The organism is Mesorhizobium alhagi CCNWXJ12-2, assembly GCF_000236565.1.
Taxonomy (GTDB): Bacteria; Pseudomonadota; Alphaproteobacteria; order Rhizobiales; family Rhizobiaceae; genus Allomesorhizobium; species Allomesorhizobium alhagi.
Genome location: NZ_AHAM01000125.1, coordinates 39,204 through 56,410 on the forward strand (window position 1 = coordinate 39,204; position 17,207 = coordinate 56,410).

The 17,207-nt window shown below is 64.0% G+C and carries 20 protein-coding genes and 2 pseudogenes; 5 read left to right on the forward strand and 17 right to left on the reverse strand.

The window, feature by feature from the left end:
• Position 1 precedes the first annotated feature (1 nt).
• Positions 2-268 carry a DUF982 domain-containing protein gene (locus MAXJ12_RS14740; RefSeq protein WP_008836699.1) on the forward strand — a complete coding sequence of 89 codons (267 nt, stop codon included), beginning with the start codon at positions 2-4 and terminating at the stop codon, positions 266-268.
• Positions 269-531: 263 nt separating this feature from the next.
• Here the strand turns inward: MAXJ12_RS14740 and MAXJ12_RS14745 are convergent, their stop codons facing one another.
• The 6 genes from MAXJ12_RS14745 to MAXJ12_RS14770 form a co-directional block, all read right to left on the reverse strand.
• Positions 532-1,074 carry a MerR family transcriptional regulator gene (locus tag MAXJ12_RS14745; RefSeq protein WP_008836700.1) on the reverse strand — a complete coding sequence of 181 codons (543 nt, stop codon included), beginning with the start codon at positions 1,072-1,074 and terminating at the stop codon, positions 532-534.
• Between the two features lie 180 nt (positions 1,075-1,254).
• Entirely contained in the window at positions 1,255-1,599 is a 345-nt protein-coding gene (locus MAXJ12_RS14750) for an integration host factor subunit alpha (protein WP_008836701.1), read from the reverse strand.
• A gap of 169 nt (positions 1,600-1,768) precedes the next feature.
• The gene (locus tag MAXJ12_RS14755; protein ID WP_008836702.1) at positions 1,769-2,740 is read right to left on the reverse strand and encodes a beta-ketoacyl-ACP synthase III; all 972 of its coding nucleotides are present in this window, start codon (positions 2,738-2,740) and stop codon (positions 1,769-1,771) included.
• Positions 2,741-2,753: 13 nt separating this feature from the next.
• On the reverse strand, positions 2,754-3,821 hold the full coding sequence (gene plsX, locus MAXJ12_RS14760; protein ID WP_008836703.1) for a phosphate acyltransferase PlsX: 1,068 nt from the start codon (positions 3,819-3,821) through the stop codon (positions 2,754-2,756).
• 104 nt (positions 3,822-3,925) lie between these two features.
• Entirely contained in the window at positions 3,926-4,489 is a 564-nt protein-coding gene (locus MAXJ12_RS14765; RefSeq protein WP_008836704.1) for a YceD family protein, read from the reverse strand.
• Between the two features lie 12 nt (positions 4,490-4,501).
• The gene (locus MAXJ12_RS14770; RefSeq protein WP_008836705.1) at positions 4,502-5,044 is read right to left on the reverse strand and encodes a ubiquinol-cytochrome C chaperone family protein; all 543 of its coding nucleotides are present in this window, start codon (positions 5,042-5,044) and stop codon (positions 4,502-4,504) included.
• Positions 5,045-5,168: 124 nt separating this feature from the next.
• Between MAXJ12_RS14770 and MAXJ12_RS14775 the strand changes: the two genes are divergently transcribed.
• Positions 5,169-5,681: an outer membrane protein assembly factor BamE gene (locus MAXJ12_RS14775; protein WP_008836706.1), complete on the forward strand. Its 513-nt coding sequence runs from the start codon at positions 5,169-5,171 to the stop codon at positions 5,679-5,681.
• 84 nt (positions 5,682-5,765) lie between these two features.
• Here the strand turns inward: MAXJ12_RS14775 and MAXJ12_RS14780 are convergent, their stop codons facing one another.
• Complete coding sequence (locus MAXJ12_RS14780; RefSeq protein WP_008836707.1) at positions 5,766-7,907, reverse strand: sodium-translocating pyrophosphatase; 2,142 nt, start codon at positions 7,905-7,907, stop codon at positions 5,766-5,768.
• Between the two features lie 298 nt (positions 7,908-8,205).
• On the opposite strand from MAXJ12_RS14780, the gene MAXJ12_RS14785 reads away from it, so the two are divergent.
• Positions 8,206-8,409 (forward strand): type II toxin-antitoxin system HicB family antitoxin, encoded by a 204-nt coding sequence (locus MAXJ12_RS14785; RefSeq protein ID WP_008836708.1) that lies wholly within the window; start codon positions 8,206-8,208, stop codon positions 8,407-8,409.
• Positions 8,406-8,612, forward strand: coding sequence for a type II toxin-antitoxin system HicA family toxin (locus MAXJ12_RS40015; protein ID WP_008836709.1), 207 nt, complete (start codon positions 8,406-8,408; stop codon positions 8,610-8,612). The genes MAXJ12_RS14785 and MAXJ12_RS40015 overlap by 4 nt, the downstream gene beginning before the upstream one ends.
• A gap of 24 nt (positions 8,613-8,636) precedes the next feature.
• Here MAXJ12_RS40015 and MAXJ12_RS14795 read toward each other — a convergent pair whose 3' ends face one another.
• From MAXJ12_RS14795 to ribH, 4 genes are all read right to left on the reverse strand, one after another.
• Positions 8,637-9,032: an XRE family transcriptional regulator gene (locus tag MAXJ12_RS14795; RefSeq protein WP_008836710.1), complete on the reverse strand. Its 396-nt coding sequence runs from the start codon at positions 9,030-9,032 to the stop codon at positions 8,637-8,639.
• A 70-nt stretch (positions 9,033-9,102) separates the two neighbouring features.
• Positions 9,103-10,326, reverse strand: a complete 1,224-nt coding sequence (locus MAXJ12_RS14800) for an MFS transporter (protein ID WP_008836711.1) — start codon at positions 10,324-10,326, stop codon at positions 9,103-9,105.
• Positions 10,327-10,649: 323 nt separating this feature from the next.
• Complete coding sequence (gene nusB / locus MAXJ12_RS14805) at positions 10,650-11,150, reverse strand: transcription antitermination factor NusB (RefSeq protein WP_008836712.1); 501 nt, start codon at positions 11,148-11,150, stop codon at positions 10,650-10,652.
• A gap of 5 nt (positions 11,151-11,155) precedes the next feature.
• The gene (gene ribH / locus MAXJ12_RS14810) at positions 11,156-11,611 is read right to left on the reverse strand and encodes a 6,7-dimethyl-8-ribityllumazine synthase (protein ID WP_008836713.1); all 456 of its coding nucleotides are present in this window, start codon (positions 11,609-11,611) and stop codon (positions 11,156-11,158) included.
• Positions 11,612-11,802: 191 nt separating this feature from the next.
• Between ribH and MAXJ12_RS14815 the strand changes: the two genes are divergently transcribed.
• Positions 11,803-12,729 carry a TIR domain-containing protein gene (locus MAXJ12_RS14815; protein ID WP_008836714.1) on the forward strand — a complete coding sequence of 309 codons (927 nt, stop codon included), beginning with the start codon at positions 11,803-11,805 and terminating at the stop codon, positions 12,727-12,729.
• Between the two features lie 50 nt (positions 12,730-12,779).
• Here the strand turns inward: MAXJ12_RS14815 and MAXJ12_RS14820 are convergent, their stop codons facing one another.
• The 6 genes and pseudogenes from MAXJ12_RS14820 to MAXJ12_RS40025 all read right to left on the reverse strand — a co-directional run.
• The gene (locus MAXJ12_RS14820; protein WP_008836715.1) at positions 12,780-13,406 is read right to left on the reverse strand and encodes a riboflavin synthase; all 627 of its coding nucleotides are present in this window, start codon (positions 13,404-13,406) and stop codon (positions 12,780-12,782) included.
• Positions 13,406-14,536, reverse strand: a complete 1,131-nt coding sequence (gene ribD / locus MAXJ12_RS14825) for a bifunctional diaminohydroxyphosphoribosylaminopyrimidine deaminase/5-amino-6-(5-phosphoribosylamino)uracil reductase RibD (RefSeq protein ID WP_008836716.1) — start codon at positions 14,534-14,536, stop codon at positions 13,406-13,408. The genes MAXJ12_RS14820 and ribD overlap by 1 nt, the downstream gene beginning before the upstream one ends.
• 3 nt (positions 14,537-14,539) lie before the next feature.
• The gene (gene nrdR, locus MAXJ12_RS14830; protein ID WP_008836717.1) at positions 14,540-15,004 is read right to left on the reverse strand and encodes a transcriptional regulator NrdR; all 465 of its coding nucleotides are present in this window, start codon (positions 15,002-15,004) and stop codon (positions 14,540-14,542) included.
• Between the two features lie 83 nt (positions 15,005-15,087).
• Positions 15,088-16,404, reverse strand: coding sequence for a serine hydroxymethyltransferase (gene glyA / locus MAXJ12_RS14835; RefSeq protein ID WP_008836718.1), 1,317 nt, complete (start codon positions 16,402-16,404; stop codon positions 15,088-15,090).
• A 154-nt stretch (positions 16,405-16,558) separates the two neighbouring features.
• A pseudogene (locus tag MAXJ12_RS40020) lies at positions 16,559-16,699 on the reverse strand (DapH/DapD/GlmU-related protein); the annotation flags it as partial.
• A gap of 234 nt (positions 16,700-16,933) precedes the next feature.
• Positions 16,934-17,074, reverse strand: a pseudogene (locus tag MAXJ12_RS40025) (maltose acetyltransferase domain-containing protein); the annotation flags it as partial.
• Positions 17,075-17,207: the final 133 nt, after the last annotated feature.

A 17,207-nucleotide genomic window follows, 5' to 3' on the forward strand; every position in this document is an offset into this window, starting at 1 on the left:
CATGGAAAACGGGCCCGACAAGGGTTTCCAGCAACCAGTCGTGATCTCGCTCGATCAAGGCGGCGAGCCGATCGCCGTCCGCAACACCCGCCAGGCGACCGATCTGCTTTTGACCCAGTGGCCAGCCCGTCGCGGTCCAAGGCATCGAGACGCCGTCGACGCCTGCCTCAAAGTGCTGGACGGGCACCGTTCCACTGTAGATGCGCGCAACGCCTTCATCGAAGCGGCGGAAGAAGCCGGCATTTTGGTCGGCGAATCCGCTCACTAGAGCATTTTCGTCTCTGACAGAGTCGCCCCTCATCCGCCCGCCGGCACCTTCCCCCCGTAAGAACGGCAGGGCTATCTCAGATGGATGGATGAGGGGCTGGCGACCCCCTCCCTCTTGAGGGGAGGGGGTCGTCAGCGCCTCATTCCAAATACCAGAAACGCTCTAGCACTGGTCAGCCAAGCGCATGAGAGGCGATGCGATCAGAGCCGAAAAACTCTAGACCCCCGTTCGGTTCGGCCTGTGCTACCTGCCCAGGCCGGACATCACCGGACTTGGTCTAGCAGCCGCTTGCATTCGAGCAGGTCGAACAGCGCTTCCTGCAGCAGCGCGCGATTGTCGCGCGAAAGCTTGCCGCTGTCGGGCTGCACCGGTCCATCCTCCTCGGCCTTGCCGAGGCCGAAAAAGCGGCGGTTCGGCTTGGCCTTCGGTTCGCCGACCAGCATTTCGTCGTCCGCTCCGCGCGGCTGCGCGGCCGGCGTCGGCGGCGCGGCTTCGGCCTGCTTGCGCTGCGCGATCGCTTCCACGGCGTCGCGGTCGCCGCTTCCAACCGCGACGATGAACTGGTTGCCGTTCTCGCGCAGCAATTTCTGCACGCCCTTGATGGTGTAGCCCTGGTCGTAAAGCATATGGCGGATGCCCTTGATCAGGTCGACATCCTGCGGCCGGTAATAGCGCCGGCCGCCGCCGCGCTTCATCGGCTTGATCTGGGTGAACCGCGTTTCCCAGAAGCGCAGCACGTGCTGCGGCAGATCGAGGTCCTCGGCGACCTCGCTGATGGTCCGGAATGCGTCGGGGCTCTTGTCCATGCGCGAATTCCTCCATGACCGATCCCGGCCGAGGCGGCCGGATGGGATCAAGCTCGCTGAACCGGAGCGTTGCGTCAGCAGCGAGCCACTGCACCGATTCGTGCCTCATTTCAGCGGTTTGCCGGCTGGAATTCAAGCCTGGCGCGAGCCTGGCGCGCGAAATAATCGATCGAAGCCGGTCTACTCGCCAACCGATGCGGTCTGCTTGGCGTCCTTGCCCTTGCTGCTCTGGTGGGCGCGCAGGATACGGTTCTTCAGCACGTTCGAGGCCTTGAAGGTCATGACGCGGCGCGGCAGGATCGGCACTTCTTCGCCGGTCTTGGGATTGCGGCCGACGCGCTCGTTCTTGCCTCGTACGTGGAAGGTGGCGAAGGAAGAGAGCTTGACGGTTTCACCCCGGACAATGGCCTCGCATATCTCGTCGAGCACAGATTCCACGAGTTCGGCAGACTCCGTGCGGGAGAGGCCGACCTTGCGATAGACGGCTTCGGCGAGATCGGCGCGCGTCAGTGTCTTTCCCCCCATGCGACCGTCCAACCATCCTCGAAAAACAAAAAAGCCTACAAACGCCAAGACGTTAGAAAATTGGTCCGACAAGGTCAAGGACAGAACCGGCGCGTTCGCCGCAATGATGTTGAATTGACTTGATGATCCGCGCTGCGGCAAGGCTGCTCCGGCTAATGAGAGCAGCCGATCACCAGCGCAGCAGCACGGCGCCCCAGGTGAAGCCGCCGCCCATGGCTTCCAGCAGCACCAGATCGCCCTTCTTCACGCGCCCATCGGCCACGGCCACGGCAAGCGCCAGCGGCACCGACGCCGCCGAGGTGTTGCCATGCAGATTGACGGTCACCACGACTTTTTCGTCGGCGATGCCGAGCTTCCTGGCGGAGGCATCGATGATGCGCTTGTTGGCCTGATGCGGCACGAACCAGTCGAGGTCCTCGGCGGCGATGCCGGCCTGCGAAAAAGTCGCCTCGATCACGTCGGTGATCATTCCGACCGCGTGCTTGAACACCTCGCGGCCTTCCATGCGCAGCAGGCCGACCGTGCCGGTGGTGGAGGGGCCGCCGTCGACGTAGAGCTTATCCTTGTGAACGCCGTCGGAGCGCAGGCTGGCGGCGAGCACGCCGCGATCGGCGATCGTTCCCTCGCCCTCCTGCGCCTCGAGGATCAGGGCCCCTGCCCCGTCGCCGAACAGCACGCAGGTCGAGCGGTCGGTCCAGTCGAGAATGCGCGAAAACGTCTCGGAGCCGATCACCAGCACGCGCCTGGCGAGACCGCCGCGAACGTAGAGATCGGCGGTGGCGACCGCATAGACGAAGCCCGAACACACCGCCTGCATGTCGAAGGCAAAGCCGTGATGCATGCCGAGGCGGTTCTGGATTTCCACCGCGGTCGCGGGAAATGTGTTGTTCGGCGTCGAAGTGGCGAGCACGATCAGGTCTATGTCGGCCGGCGTCAGCCCGGCATCGTCGAGCGCGGCGCGCGCCGCCGCCTCGCCCAGCGACGCCGTCGTCTCGTCGTCGGAGGCGATGTGGCGCTGGCGGATGCCGGTGCGCTGGGCGATCCATTCGTCGGACGTTTCCAGCACGCCTTCGAAATCGGTATTCTTCATTATGCGACGCGGCAACGCGGATCCGATGCCACGCACGACTGATCTGATCATCTGGAACTAATTCCTATTCAATAGCATCGCCGGCAGCGGCTGCCGGCCTGAGCGAAGATTTCGGGTGACGCGCATGGAACAGGTCGAGGTCGGCCTCGATCCGGTCGAGCAGCCGATTGCGGGTCATATCGTAGGCGAGTTCGATCGCCGCCGCAAAACCTTCATCGTCGGTACCGCCATGGCTCTTCACGACGATGCCGTTGAGCCCCAGGAATACGCCGCCATTGGCCTTGCGCACATCCATCTTCTCCTTCAGCGTGTTGAACGCGCCCTTGGCGAAGACAGCGCCGATCCTGGCCATCAGCGTCCGGCTCATCGCGGCACGCAAATAGGTCGAGATCTGCCGCACCGTGCCTTCGGCAGTCTTCAGCGCGATATTGCCGGCGAACCCTTCGGTGACCACCACGTCGACCGTGCCCTTGCCGATGTCGTCGCCTTCGACGAAACCGTGATAGCCCATCGACATCATGCTGGCTTCGCGCAGCAGCCGGCCCGCTTCCTTGACCTCTTCCTGGCCCTTGACCTCCTCGACGCCGATGTTGAGCAGGCCGACGGTCGGCTTGTCCATTCCATAGAGCGCCCGCGCCATGGCGGTGCCGAGAATGGCGAAATCGATAAGCTGGTGGGCGTCCGCGCCGATCGTGGCGCCGACGTCCAGCACCACACTCTCACCGCGCAGCGTCGGCCAGATCGCCGCGATCGCCGGCCGCTCGATCGTGGCCATGGTGCGCAGGCAGAATTTCGACATCGCCATCAGCGCGCCGGTATTGCCGGCCGACACGCAGGCGTCGGCGTCACCCGTCTTTACCGCCTCGATGGACTTCCACATTGACGACTTCCAGCGACCGTGGCGCAGCGCCTTGCTCGGCTTGTCGTCCATGCGCACCGCGACATCGCAATGGATGAACTCGGTGATGGCGGCGAGTTTGGGGAACTTGTCCAGTTCCGGCCGGACCACTTCCGAGCGGCCATAGACCTTGAACCGCACATCGGGGCGGCGCGTCGCGACCATCATCAACGCGGGGATGACTACCGCCGGCCCGTGATCGCCGCCCATGGCATCGATGGAAATCCTGATCACTCGGCAATCATCTCACATTACTCGGCTGCCTTGGTCAGGCACGGGGGAAAATAGCGGTTTTGCGGAGCCGCACAACCGCGATTTCGGAACTTGCCCGGGTGTTTTCAGGATTTATCGATCAGCGAGCGCAGCTTTCGCTGCAATTCGGTCTCGACGACCTCCTCGCCTGCATCGGAAGCCGGAGCCTCCAGCGCCACGTCGCCCTTGCGCGGATAGGGATCGATGGCCAAGCCGAAGAACTCCTCCGCCAACGCGCCGACATCGATGGTGTCGCCGGAGAAGATTTCCGGGCTGTCGGGCCCTTCGGCATCGAGCATGATCTCGCCGCCGCCCTCGAAGCCGAGCCGGCCGAGTTTCGAATCCTCCGGCAGGAACAGCCCCGAGACCTCCTCCTCGATATGGGTGTCGAGCGGTTCGAGCGTCACCACGCAGGCCTGCACGATGTCGGCCGCGACGACGCCCGAAACCTTCACCCCATTGCGCTTCCAGGAACCGACATGCAGTTCCGCGCGGAAATTCTTCATCGAAAGCAGGCCGTGCTCTTCCGCGAGCGCCGCAAGCTGCTTCTCGTTTGCCTCGATCACCACCGGCATGCCCTTTTGCGGCAGCCGCGCGACATTGACGTTGAACGAAACCGGGCTCGTCGGCTGTTCATGGTGATGTTTCATCGCAGGCTCCTTTCAACCCGGCTGCGGCGCGGGAAAGCCGATCGCGCCGCCATGGATCGCCGCGGACGGCTGCCGCGCGAGCGCGGCGACGGCCTCGAACACGTAGCCGGCCAGCGCATCGGCTTGCGGCCAGTCGCCGGCTTCGGGACGGACGTTCCGCGCCAGGGCGGCGGCAAGCGCAGCCCGGTCGCCCGCCTCGAGCGCGTCGTCATAGGACTTGGTGCGGCCGTAAAACATCCGCGCCAGCTTCTTCATACGCTTCGGCACGCCGGCGTCGCCTATGCCGAGCTCGCGCAGCGAATGGTCGAGATCGGTGAAGAAATCGTCGGTCAGCTCCTGGGCAATCTCGCGCGAGACCCCGGCCTCGCCGCGCAGGCGATGCTGGAACAGGAACATATGCAGCGACAGCATCTCGAAACGGCCGAGCGGCGTGTCCGGCACGTTCCAGTCCGAATAAAGCACAGGCTGCCGCGCGGCCGCCACGATTTCACCGTAGAGCGCGTCCGTGATCGCGCGGTTGGCGTTGCGGTCGCCGCCAAACAGGCGTTTGAACATCGGCGGTCTCCTCGAGGAACCGTTTCACCGGCGGGCTTGTTGCATCGGCGCGCAAGCTGGTTTACCGGTTTTGCGGCTCCGCGCAAGGCGGGCCGCGATATCGAATTTGGGATGGGAGTTGTTGTTGGCCTGCCAGGATTTCAAGACCGCATTTTCGCCGCGCCTGGCCGGAGCGGCATGCCTGCTCGGAACGGCGCTGACGCTTTCCGCCTGCAATACCTCCAAGACCTTCGGCGACCTGACCCCGAGCGAGACGCTGACGCAGGGCTATGTCATCGACCAGCAGCAGATCGATCTGGTGCCGGTCGGCTCGAGCCGCGAACAGGTGATCCTGGCGCTGGGCAGCCCGTCGACCACGGCGACCTTCGACAATGAGGTCTTCTACTACATTTCCCAGACCCGCCGCCGCGCCGTCGCCTTCGCCAAGCCCAAGCTTGTCGACCAGCGCATACTGGCGGTCTATTTCGGCGAGGACGGGCGCGTCACAAATATCGCCCATTACGGCCTGCAGGACGGCAAGGTGTTCGACTTCATCTCCCGCACCACGCCGACCGGAGGCAAGGACCAGAACTTTATCGGCCAGCTGCTGGCGGGCGCCGCCGGCATGCCGACCAGCCTCCCCGGCGCCAGCCAGTAAAACCGGCGCCGGGCGGACACCTCAAGCAAAAGCCCCGCGGGATCGCTCCCGCGGGGCTTTTGCTTTGCGAATGGACGCTCAGGCTTACCCGTGTGCGAGCACGGCCAGCAGCAGGAGCGCCACGATGTTGGTGATCTTGATGGCCGGGTTGACGGCCGGGCCGGCGGTGTCCTTGTAGGGATCGCCGACCGTGTCGCCGGTCACCGAGGCCTTGTGGGCTTCGGAACCCTTCAAGTGCTTGACGCCGTCCTTGTCGACAAATCCGTCCTCGAACGACTTCTTGGCGTTGTCCCAGGCGCCGCCGCCCGAAGTCATGGAGATGGCGACGAACAGGCCGTTGACGATGACGCCGAGCAGCGATGCGCCGAGCGCGGCAAAGGCCGAGGCCTTGGAGCCCGAGATCAGCAGCACGCCGAAATAGACGACCAGCGGCGCCAGCACCGGCAGCAGCGACGGGATGATCATTTCCTTGATCGCAGCCTTGGTCAGAAGGTCGACGGCGCGGGCATAGTTGGGCTTCGAAGTGCCCTTCATGATGCCCGGATCTTCGCGGAACTGCTTGCGTACTTCTTCCACAATCGAGCCCGCGGCGCGGCCGACGGCGGTCATGGCGATGCCGCCGAACAGATACGGGATGAGGCCGCCGAAGATCAGGCCGGCAACGACATAGGGGTTGGAGAGGTCGAAGGAGACCGTGCCGATATCCGCGAAATACGGGAACTGCGCGGAGTTGGCCGCGAAGTACTGCAGGTCGTAGCTGTAGGCCGCAAACAGCACCAGCGCGCCGAGGCCGGCCGAGCCGATTGCGTAGCCCTTGGTGACCGCCTTGGTGGTGTTGCCGACCGCGTCGAGCGCGTCGGTCGACTGGCGCACTTCCTTGGGCAGGCCCGCCATTTCGGCGATACCGCCGGCATTGTCGGTGACCGGGCCGAAGGCGTCGAGCGCCACGATCATGCCGGCAAGGCCGAGCATCGTCGTCACCGCGATCGCCGTACCGAACAGACCGGCGAGCTGGTAGGTGGTTATGATGCCTCCGACGATGACGATCGCCGGCAGCGCCGTCGATTCCAGAGAAACCGCAAGGCCCTGGATGACGTTGGTGCCGTGGCCGGTGACCGAGGCCTGGGCGATCGAATTGACCGGACGCTTGTTGGTGCCGGTGTAGTATTCTGTGATCACCACGATCAGGCCGGTCACCACAAGGCCGATAATGCCGCAGATGAACAGGTTCTGCCCGGTGATGGCGACGCCGCCGCCAGTGCCGATCTCACCCCAGCCGATGGTCAGCGACGTGGCTGCGCCGAGGCCGACGATGGACAGCAGGCCAGTCACGATCAGGCCCTTGTAGAGCGCGCCCATGATCGAGCCGTTGGAGCCGAGCTTGACGAAGAAGGTGCCGATGATCGAGGTGACGATGCAGGCGCCGCAGATGGCGAGCGGATAGAGCATGACGCTGCCGAGGATGGCCGTGCCGCCGAAGAAGATCGCGGCGAGCACCATGGTGGCGACGACGGTCACGGCATAGGTTTCGAACAAATCGGCAGCCATGCCGGCGCAGTCGCCGACATTGTCGCCGACATTGTCTGCGATGGTGGCCGGGTTGCGCGGGTCGTCTTCGGGGATACCGGCTTCGACCTTGCCGACGAGATCGCCGCCGACATCCGCGCCCTTGGTGAAGATGCCGCCGCCCAGACGCGCGAAGATCGAGATCAGCGAGGCGCCGAAGCCGAGCGAGACCAGCGAGTCGATGACCGTGCGGTCGTCGGGCGCAAGACCCATCGGCCCGGTCAGGATCCAGTAGTAGACGGACACGCCCAGGAGGGCGAGACCGGCCACCAGCATGCCGGTGATGGCGCCCGACTTGAAGGCGATGTCGAGGCCGGCTGCGAGGCTGTTGGATGCAGCCTGGGCGGTGCGCACATTGGCGCGGACCGACACGTGCATGCCGATAAAGCCGGCAGCGCCCGACAGAACGGCGCCGATCAGGAAGCCGATCGCAGCGCTCGCGGAGAGCAGCCACCAGGCGAGCAGCAGCACGACTACGCCAACGATGGCGATGGTGGTGTATTGCCGCGCCAGATAGGCCTGCGCACCCTCGCGGATGGCGCCCGAGATTTCCTGCATGCGTGCATTTCCCTGGTCGGATGCGAGAACCGACCGTGTCGCCCAGATGGCGTACAGGATGGAAAGCAGGCCGCAGGCGATGACGACGTAAAGCATGGTCATTGCCGAATTCTTCCCTGATTTTCTGGCCCGGAAATTCCCCTCCCCGGGACCGATGCGATGGAGCCCGAATCCGGACAGCATAGCTGACAGAATCCGGGCTTTCGCAGCGGTGTATGCGAAACCGGCTTGGGCGCGTCAAGATACCGCTATGCTTTTGCCCCGTTTTCGCCATGGATGGCGATGGGCGGTGCGGCGGGGCTAGACGGCTGTTGAAATCTCGGAGTGTTAGCCGCCCAAGAGCGCGCGCATTTGAAAATGCAATAAATATGCTTATTCTCCTGCAGTCAGGAGCATCAGGATGAAGTTCAAAGTCGTCGTTCACGAAGCGGAGGAAGGCGGGTACTGGGCGGAAGTCCCTGCTGTGCCGGGCTGTGCGTCCCAGGGCGATACGATGGACGAACTGATGATCAATATCCGCGAGGCGATCGAAGGTTGTCTTTCGGTCGATATCGAACCGCCGACAACCTCGGACCCGAGTCGCATCATAGAGATTGCTGTTTGACCGTCGTCACGGGCAAAGCTCTTGCTCGTGCGCTTGAGAAGCGTGGATGGTCATTGCTCAGGATATCCGGCAGTCACCACATCTACGGGAAGGCGGGCTCGATCGTCCGTCTCTCCATACCGATCCATGGAAGCAAGCCCCTGAAACAAGGACTTGCAAGGCACTTGCTGAAATTGGCCGACATAGATCAGGAGGACATCTGACGAGGTCCGTCACCCAGCTTCACTCTATACCAGTTGCAGGCTGATATCTCGTCCGACGATACGGGCAGCGCGTTGAAGGCTTTCAATGGTCGCCGATCCGCTGTCCGGACCGAGCAGGCGATCCACCTGAGCACGGCTGGTCTTCATGAGTTCGGCCATCCGCTTTTTCGTGATCCGCTTCTTTTTCATCTCTTCGGCCAGTTGATGCGCAATCACAGCTTTGACGGCTGCTGCCGTGACTTCCTCGCGGATCTCCTTTTCGTCGAGCCAGCTTTCGAAGCTCGAACCCAGATGCTTGTTTTCCTTGCTCATGATGACAATTCCTTGAAGCGCTGGCGCGCGAGCGTCAAATCCGCCAGTGGGGTTTCGGCCCGATGCCGACTTCCAAAATACCAGCGGGATAGGCTTCAGATTCGGCATCTCCCAATCCTGCACCAAAATTGGTACAGGATTCCAAGCCAGCCATCAGCCACCTCAGATGTATGCCAGACTATCCCTCGTTTTCGACAACCCGGTCGGCGCGGTTGCGCGAGAAAATGAGCACCACCAGCGCCCCCAGGCACACCGCCACGATCGGGAACACCACCCAGTTCAGCATGTCCCAGCCATAGGCATTGTAGACCGCGCCCGACATCAGCGAGGCGAAGGCCACGCTGGAGAACAGCACCAGGTCGTGGATGCCCTGGACCTTGCCTTTTTCCGACGGGCGGTAGGTGTCGGCGACCATGGCGGTCGCACCGATGAAGCCGAAATTCCAGCCGAGACCGAGCAGGATAAGCGCCGACCAGAATTGCCATAGCGCGATGCCGGAAAGCGCGATCAGTGCGCAGCCGACCAGCAAGGCGAGGCCGGTGGCGACGATCGTCTCGGCGCCGAAGCGGTGGATCAGCCGTCCGGTGAAGAAACTCGGCGCGAACATCGCCATCACATGCCAGGAGATGCCGAGCGTAGCCTCATCGGTCGAGAAGCCGCAGCCGACCATGGCGAGCGGCGCGCCGGTCATGACGAAGCTCATCAGCGCGAACGTACCAACCGAGCACAGGAGCGCCACGACGAAGCGCGGCTGCGCGACAATCTCCGCAAGCGGTCGCGCCGGCTCTTCGGCAATCTCGCTGCCGGTTGAATGTTTGGCCGGAGCCCGCAGGAAAGACAGAATGACGGCCCCGACGGCCGCCAGAACCATGATGGCAGCGAAGGAGCCGGCAAACATCACCGGCGCCAACAATTCGCGCGTGAAGATGACGATCTGCGGCCCGAGGATTGCCGTCACCACACCGCCCGCGAGCACGAAGGAGATGGCGCGCGCCTTGAATTCGGGCGGCGCGTTGTCGGCGGCGGCGAAGCGGAATTGCTGCACGAAACCGCCGCCGATGCCGACGACCAGCAATCCGAGCGCGAAAAGCCAGAAATCGTCGGCGAACATGGCCGCGGTGGCGAGCGCGCCGCCGGCCGCCGTCACCGCCGTTCCGGTGAGAAAGCCGTTGCGCTGCCCTGCCCGCTTGATGATTGCCGCCGCAGGCAAGGCGCCCAGCGCCACGCCGACGTTGAAGCCGGTCACCGGCGCTGTGGCGAGCGACTTGTCCGCGCCGAGCAGGTAGAAGCCGGCGAGCGCGCCGATCGAGATGGAAATAGGTGCTGCCGAGCCGACTATTGCCTGCGACGCCGCCAGAATGAGTGCGGTGCGCCTGGCTTCGCTTGCAGTCGGCTGGCTCATTTCCTGAAATCCCGGAGTCTACTGCCGCGTCGAGTATGGTACATTCAATAATTCAATTGAATGTACCATACTCTCATATGTCAAGCGAGAATCTGAAGCACTCTTTCTATTCGCACCATGTGCCGCTGGATAGTCTCGAACCCAGCCTTGCGCATCGTCCGCCCGACAGGGAGATCATCGCCTACTTTCGCGACCGCTGCATTCTGTCGCTTTGCAAACACTGCGGGCGAACGGATTCCAGTACCGCCGCAAGGAAGAACGAGTTGCCAAGTGAAGGCGACCGCGGAATTGCCGGCACCGGCATGTACGCGATAGCTGACAGTTTATGAAGCGTCTTTTCCACGGCCCTCGCCGCGCATCCTGCGCGCCACGCGGTCGAGTACTGCGTTGACCAGCTTAGGTTCGTCCTCGACGTAGAACGCCTTGGCGATGTCGACATATTCCGAGACGATCACGGCAACAGGCACGTCGGCGCGCTGCATCAGTTCATAGACCCCGGCGCGCAGTATGGCGCGCAGGGTCGAGTCCAGCCTGGACAGCGGCCAATCCTCGGTCAGCGCCTGGCGGATGACCGGATCGACAGTCTTCTGGTTTTCGACGACGCCTGCCAGGATGGCGCGGAACCACTGCGGATCGGCCTCGCGGTAGAGCGCGCCGTCGACCTCCTTGCCCAGCCGGAAAGCTTCGTATTCGGCGGTGATTTCCAGCAGGCCGGCGCCGGCCACGTCCATCTGGTAGAGCGCCTGGACGGCGGCGAGCCTGGCTGCGCCGCGCTTGTTGGCCTGTCGGTTGGCGGGCTGATCGCCCCCGTCTGGTCGGCTCACCGGTCTCAGGCTCCGAGCCGTTCGCGAAGCGCGATCATGGTGAGCGCCGCCCGTGCGGCAAAGCCGCCCTTGTCGCCCTCGCTGCGGCGTGCCCGCACCCATGCCTGCTCGTCGTTTTCGGTGGTGAGAATGCCATTGCCGATGGCGAGCGAGCCCTCGACCGCGAGGTCCATCAGCGCGCGCGACGATTCATTGGCAACGATATCGAAATGATAGGTGTCGCCGCGGATCACGGTGCCGAGCGCGACGAAGCCGTCATAATCGGTGCCGCCCTCCTCCGCGCCGACCAGCGCGAAGGTTATCACCGCCGGGATTTCCAGCGCGCCGGGAACGGTGACGACGTCGTAGGTCGCGCCCACCTCGTCGAGCGCGGCCTTTGCGCCTTCGAGCAGCGCGTCGGCAAGGCCGTCGTAGAAGCGCGCCTCGACGATCAAAAGATGAGGTTTTTTGGTAGCTGCCATGAATGTCTCCGGGATTGCCGGTGACTTAGGCCGAACCGGGTTTCACCGCAAGCGGTTCGTGCCAGTTTGGAAGCAATCGCGTGGTGCATGGGATATTGCCGACAGAACGTGCACCGCCGTTTGACAGACTCGCCACGATGCAATCAATTCGCGGTGCATGTTGACCATGGAATGTCGCGCTGGAGGAACCGATGGACAAGCCTCGAATCTTTTTGGGCTCGTCAGGGAAACAGGAGAAGCTGCTTCAGGCGCTGACACGCGGTCTCAGCGACATCGCGCGCGTCGAACCCTGGACGACATCCTTCAATCCTGGGATGTCTACACTGGAACGCCTCCTTGAGCTTACCCAAGAAGTCGATTTTGCCGCGTTTGTCTTCGCGCAAGACGACTGGACGACGGTGAGCCCGTCGGCTTCGGAGCCTGGGCCGGGTCAGGCGTCTCCACGAGACAATGTTGTGTTCGAAGCCGGCCTTTTCGGCGGCGTCCTGGGTATGCGCCGAACCTTCATTCTGCATGCGAGTGGGGCGAAGCTTCCAAGCGACCTCCTGGGCCTCACATGTGTACGCTACGCCGGCGCGATGACGGCGTCCGAGATGAGAACCGTTAACCAGAAAGTCCGGAACGCAATCGAAAACGAGGGTCGCGTTACGCGCATTGAGGGCTCTTGGTGGCACTTCTCCTTGACGGAGCGCACCGCAAAGGAACCCGATGCCGTCAGCCTCCTGAAGATTTCGCGCAATCGCAACGGCGCCCTCGAACTGACGGGCCGTGCATGGCGAGAGGATGGAAGTCTGTCGGCAAGATATTGGAGCGAGGCGGTAAAAGAGAGGGAAAAGTCTTCCGGCGTCTTCTGGTATTGGAAGGGCGAGCGGCCGTTGGATCCGAACGCGCCGCAACTGGAGGGAGTCGGTGAGATCCGGCTGGAATCCGCTGATCGCGCAACCGGCTACTTCACGACTCGCGCGGATACGGATCCGAGTGTTAGCACGCGGACTGCCGGTGTCTGGTTGCGCGCCGATCCGGACGACGTGAATATTCTGGACGGTCGCTATGATCAAAAACGTGCGGCGCTTATTGCGGAGCGGCTGACCCGCTGGAAGTCCTTCCGGAATTCCTGATCGGGTGGAAGCATCGCCGCAGAACCAACTCGACGACCGGCCCCACGCACCTAGCCGAATTCTTGATCCTCACTCGCCGCCTCCGCCAGCCTGGCGGCGTAGCGCGCCATCGTGTCGACTTCGAGATTAACGCGGTCGCCCACTTGCCGCTCGCCCCAGGTGGTGACGGTCAGCGAATGATGGATCAGAAGCACGTCGAACAGCCTGCCCTCGACGCCGTTGACCGTCAGCGAGGTGCCGTCGAGCGCCACCGAGCCCTTCGGCGCTATGAACTTTGCAAGTTCGCGCGGCGCTTCGAGCCGGAAGCGCACGGCGTCGCCCTCGTCCTTCCGCTCCACGATTTCGGCCATACCGTCGACATGGCCCGAAACGATGTGGCCGCCGAGCTCGTCGCCGATCTTCAGCGCGCGTTCGAGATTGATGCGCGTGCCGGCCTGCCATCCGGCGGCCGTCGTCAGGCGCAGCGCCTCCTCCCAGGCTTCCGCCTCGAACCAGCGCTGGTTCGAGCCTTGTTCGGGAAGCGCCACCACCGTCAGGCAGACGCCGGCGCAGGAGATCGATGCGCCGATGGCGATGGATGCTGGGTCGTAGGCAGTGTCGATCCTCAGCCGCACGCCCTGCGGCAGCGGCGAAACCTGGGCGACCGTGCCCACATCGGTGACAATTCCGGTGAACATCAGAAACCCCTTATCCATTCGGCATAGGAATCATCGCCGAAACGGGCTTCGCCGAGAAGCCGGAAGTCCGCCGGTATATGGTCGCGGTCGAGCGGGGCGGCAATCCCGCCCTCCCCGACCGATGCCGGGCCGAAAAACAGCGCGATGCGGTCGATCAGCCCCTCGTCGAGGAAATAGCGCGCCGTGTCGGCGCCGCCCTCTACTAGGATGTTCGACATGCCTTGCGCGGCGAGATCTTCGAGAAATTCCGGCAGCGCCACCCGGCCCTCATAGGTCTCCGTCGCCAGCACCTTCACACCGGCGCTTTCGAGCGCCGCCTTGCGCTCGGGATCGGCCTCCGGGGCAGCCGCGATGAGCACGGGCACACGTTGCGCGGTCTGCACCAGTTTTGACCCGAGCGGCAGGCGCGCGTGGCGGTCGATCACGATCCGCGCCGGCGACCGTGCTTCCAGCCCCGGCAACCGGACGGTCAGATCCGGATCGTCGGCCAGTGCGGTGCCGATGCCGACCAGGATGGCGTCGGCCTCGGCCCGCATCAGGTGAACTTGCCTGCGCGCCACCGGACCGGTGATCGGCACCTGCCCCGCGCCCTGCCGCCCGATCATCCCGTCGCTTGAAACCGCCAGCTTCAGTGTCACTTGTGGACGTTTTTTCAACGATCGGATGAGATAGCCGGCCATCTGCGCGGCGGCCTCGTCGGCTAGAATCCGCTCGATGACCTCGATGCCGGCCACCCGCAGGATCGCATAGCCATTGCCCGAGACGCGCGGGTCCGGGTCGCTGGCCGCACCGACCACGCGGGTAACGCCCGCCGTCACCAGCGCGTTGGCGCAGGGCGGCGTTCGGCCATGATGGGCGCAAGGTTCCAGCGTGACGTAAGCGGTCGCACCGCGCGCCAGATCGCCGGCTTCGGCCAACGCCTCCGCCTCGGCATGCGGCCGCCCGCCGATCGCGGTGACGCCGCGCCCGACGATGACCGGGCCGTCGCCGTCGTCGCGTACGATCAGCGTCCCGACCGAGGGATTGGTGAAAGTAAGTCCCGAGTGTTTTTTCGACAGCCTGAGCGCCGCCGCCATGAGGCGGCGGTCGGTCTCCTCGCGCTCATCCTGGCTGACCGCCCTGCCGGTCATGGCTCAGCCGCCGTCCTCGTCGCCCTTGAGCTCGCCCAGCACCTCATGAAAATCCTTGGCCTCGCGGAAATTGCGATAGACCGAGGCGAAGCGCACATAGGCGACGTCGTCCAGCGCCTTCAGGGCTTCCATGACCAGCCGGCCGACCTCGCCGGAGGTCACTTCCGTCTCGCCCGAGCTTTCGAGCTGGCGCACGATGCCGGTCACGGCGCGGTCGATGCGCTCGGGATCGACATTGCGCTTGCGCACGGCGATTTCCATCGAGCGCAGCAGCTTGTCACGGCTGAACGGCACCTTGCGGCCGGATTTCTTGACGACGACGAGATCACGCAGCTGCACGCGCTCGAATGTGGTGAAGCGGCCGCCGCAATCCGGGCAGACCCTTCGCCGGCGGATCGCCGCCCCGTCCTCGGCGGGACGGGAGTCCTTTACCTGCGTATCTTCCGACTGACAGTAGGGGCAACGCATGGACAGCCTTTGTTTTGCAGCGATTCTCGGATCGGCAAAGGCTTAGTGCCTTTGCCGGAAAAGTGCAAAGCAGCGCCCGACCGTTATCCCAGATATGGATAAAGCGGGAACCGCTCCGTCAGCGCCATCACCTTCTGCTTGACCGCGGCTTCCACTGTCGCGTTGCCCTCGTCCGAGTTCGCCGCCTTCAGCCCGTCGAGCACCTCGGCGATCAGATTGCCTATCTCGCGGAATTCGGCCGCGCCGAAGCCGCGCGTCGTGCCGGCGGGCGTGCCGAGGCGAACGCCCGAAGTCACGAACGGCTTTTCCGGATCGAACGGGATGCCGTTCTTGTTGCAGGTGATGTTGGCGCGGCCGAGCGCGGCTTCGGCGCGCTTGCCGGTAGCGTTCTTGGGGCGCAGGTCCACCAGCATCAGATGGTTGTCGGTGCCGCCCGAGACGATATCGAGGCCGGTCGACTTCAGGCTGTCGGCCAGCGCCTTGGCGTTGGCGACGACATTCTGGGCATAGACCTTGAACTCCGGCTTCAGCGCCTCGCCGAAGGCGACCGCCTTGGCCGCGATCACATGCATCAGCGGCCCGCCCTGCAGGCCGGGAAACACCGCCGAGTTCATCTTCTTGGCGATGTCCTCGTCATTGGTCAGGATCATGCCGCCGCGGGGGCCGCGCAGCGACTTGTGCGTTGTTGTCGTCACGACATGCGCATGCGGCAGCGGTGACGGATGCATGCCGCCGGCGACGAGGCCGGCAATATGGGCCATATCCACCATCAGCCAGGCGCCCACTTCGTCGGCGATCTCGCGAAAGCGCTTCCAGTCCCAGATGCGCGAATAGGCGGTGCCGCCGGCCAGGATCAGCTTCGGCTTGTTCTCGCGCGCCAGCCGCGCCACTTCGTCCATGTCGAGCAGATGGTCGTCCTTGCGCACGCCGTAGGAGACGACGTTGAACCATTTGCCCGACATGTTGACCGGCGAGCCGTGCGTCAGGTGCCCGCCCGAATTCAGGTCGAGGCCCATGAAGGTGTCGCCCGGCTGCAGCAGCGCCAGAAACACCGCCTGGTTCATCTGGCTGCCGGAATTGGGCTGGACGTTGGCGAAATTGCAGTCGAACAGCTTCTTGGCGCGCTCGATCGCCAGTTCCTCGGCGATATCGACGAACTGGCAGCCGCCGTAATAGCGCTTGCCCGGATAGCCCTCGGCATATTTGTTGGTCATGATCGAGCCCTGCGCTTCCAGGACCGCGCGGGAAACGATGTTTTCCGAGGCGATCAGCTCGATCTCGTGGCGCTGGCGGCCGAGTTCCTGGCGGATGGCGCCGAAAATCTCCGGATCGGTCTCCGCCAGTTCGGCTCCGAAAAAGGTCTCGAAATGTTGAGCGGCGGCCGCTGCTGCTGTTGCCATGACGGTTCAATCCTCGGTGGGGCGGACAATCGTGTCCGGGGCTTCGCGATGGGGCCGGCAATTAGCACAGTTGCCCCGGTCCCGCCACGCTCGCAGCGCGAAATTTGCTGGCCGCTTTGCGCCAAGCTGCGGCCACGGTTCAAGCGGGAATGGGCCGCGCCGGGTTGCCGACCACGGTAGCGCCGGCGGGTACATTCCTGGTCACCACCGAGCCCGCCCCCACGATGGCTCCATCGCCGATCGAAACGCCGGCCAGAATGATCGCGCCGCCGCCGATCCATACGTCCTCGCCGATTTCGACCGGCCGGGCGATCTCCAGCCCGGCGCTGCGCAGCGCCGCATCCTTGTGGTGCTCGGCGCAGTAGATCTGCACGTTCGGGCCGAGAAGCGCGGAACTGCCGATCCTCACCCGGGCGGTGTCGAGGATGGTGCAGCCGGCATTGAGGAATACGTCGTCGCCCAGTTCGATGTTGATGCCGTACGCGCAGTGGAATGGCGCTTCGACCCGGGCATTGTCGCCGACTTGCGCAAGCAGAAGCCGCAGCGCCGGTCCCATGTTTCCGCGCTCGCCGGGCCGCATCGAATTGTGCTCGTGCACGGCGTCGTGCGCGGCGGCCCGCAGCGCCTCCAGTTCGGGGTCGATGCAGGTGTACCACTCGCCGGCGGCCATTTTTGCGCGTTCGCTGATGTCCACGAAAAAGCTCCGGTGATTCGGGTCCGCGCCACTTTAGCATCGAGCGTGCATGTGTTCTGCCAATGCCTCGGCCTGACCTTCGTGGGGTTGCCGCAGAGCAGTTGTTCAC

Bases quoted from the DNA above. Each gene is read 5' to 3' on its own strand.
- MAXJ12_RS14740 (WP_008836699.1), top strand. From the start codon at position 2: ATGGAAAACGGGCCCGACAAGGGTTTCCAGCAACCAGTCGTGATCTCG.
- MAXJ12_RS14745 (WP_008836700.1), bottom strand. From the start codon at position 1,074: ATGGACAAGAGCCCCGACGCATTCCGGACCATCAGCGAGGTCGCCGAG.
- MAXJ12_RS14750 (WP_008836701.1), bottom strand. From the start codon at position 1,599: ATGGGGGGAAAGACACTGACGCGCGCCGATCTCGCCGAAGCCGTCTAT.
- MAXJ12_RS14755 (WP_008836702.1), bottom strand. From the start codon at position 2,740: ATGATCAGATCAGTCGTGCGTGGCATCGGATCCGCGTTGCCGCGTCGC.
- MAXJ12_RS14765 (WP_008836704.1), bottom strand. From the start codon at position 4,489: ATGAAACATCACCATGAACAGCCGACGAGCCCGGTTTCGTTCAACGTC.
- MAXJ12_RS14770 (WP_008836705.1), bottom strand. From the start codon at position 5,044: ATGTTCAAACGCCTGTTTGGCGGCGACCGCAACGCCAACCGCGCGATC.
- MAXJ12_RS14780 (WP_008836707.1), bottom strand. From the start codon at position 7,907: ATGACCATGCTTTACGTCGTCATCGCCTGCGGCCTGCTTTCCATCCTG.
- MAXJ12_RS14785 (WP_008836708.1), top strand. From the start codon at position 8,206: ATGAAGTTCAAAGTCGTCGTTCACGAAGCGGAGGAAGGCGGGTACTGG.
- MAXJ12_RS14795 (WP_008836710.1), bottom strand. From the start codon at position 9,032: ATGCCGAATCTGAAGCCTATCCCGCTGGTATTTTGGAAGTCGGCATCG.
- MAXJ12_RS14800 (WP_008836711.1), bottom strand. From the start codon at position 10,326: ATGAGCCAGCCGACTGCAAGCGAAGCCAGGCGCACCGCACTCATTCTG.
- ribH (WP_008836713.1), bottom strand. From the start codon at position 11,611: ATGGCAGCTACCAAAAAACCTCATCTTTTGATCGTCGAGGCGCGCTTC.
- MAXJ12_RS14815 (WP_008836714.1), top strand. From the start codon at position 11,803: ATGGACAAGCCTCGAATCTTTTTGGGCTCGTCAGGGAAACAGGAGAAG.
- MAXJ12_RS14820 (WP_008836715.1), bottom strand. From the start codon at position 13,406: ATGTTCACCGGAATTGTCACCGATGTGGGCACGGTCGCCCAGGTTTCG.
- ribD (WP_008836716.1), bottom strand. From the start codon at position 14,536: ATGACCGGCAGGGCGGTCAGCCAGGATGAGCGCGAGGAGACCGACCGC.
- nrdR (WP_008836717.1), bottom strand. From the start codon at position 15,004: ATGCGTTGCCCCTACTGTCAGTCGGAAGATACGCAGGTAAAGGACTCC.
- glyA (WP_008836718.1), bottom strand. From the start codon at position 16,404: ATGGCAACAGCAGCAGCGGCCGCCGCTCAACATTTCGAGACCTTTTTC.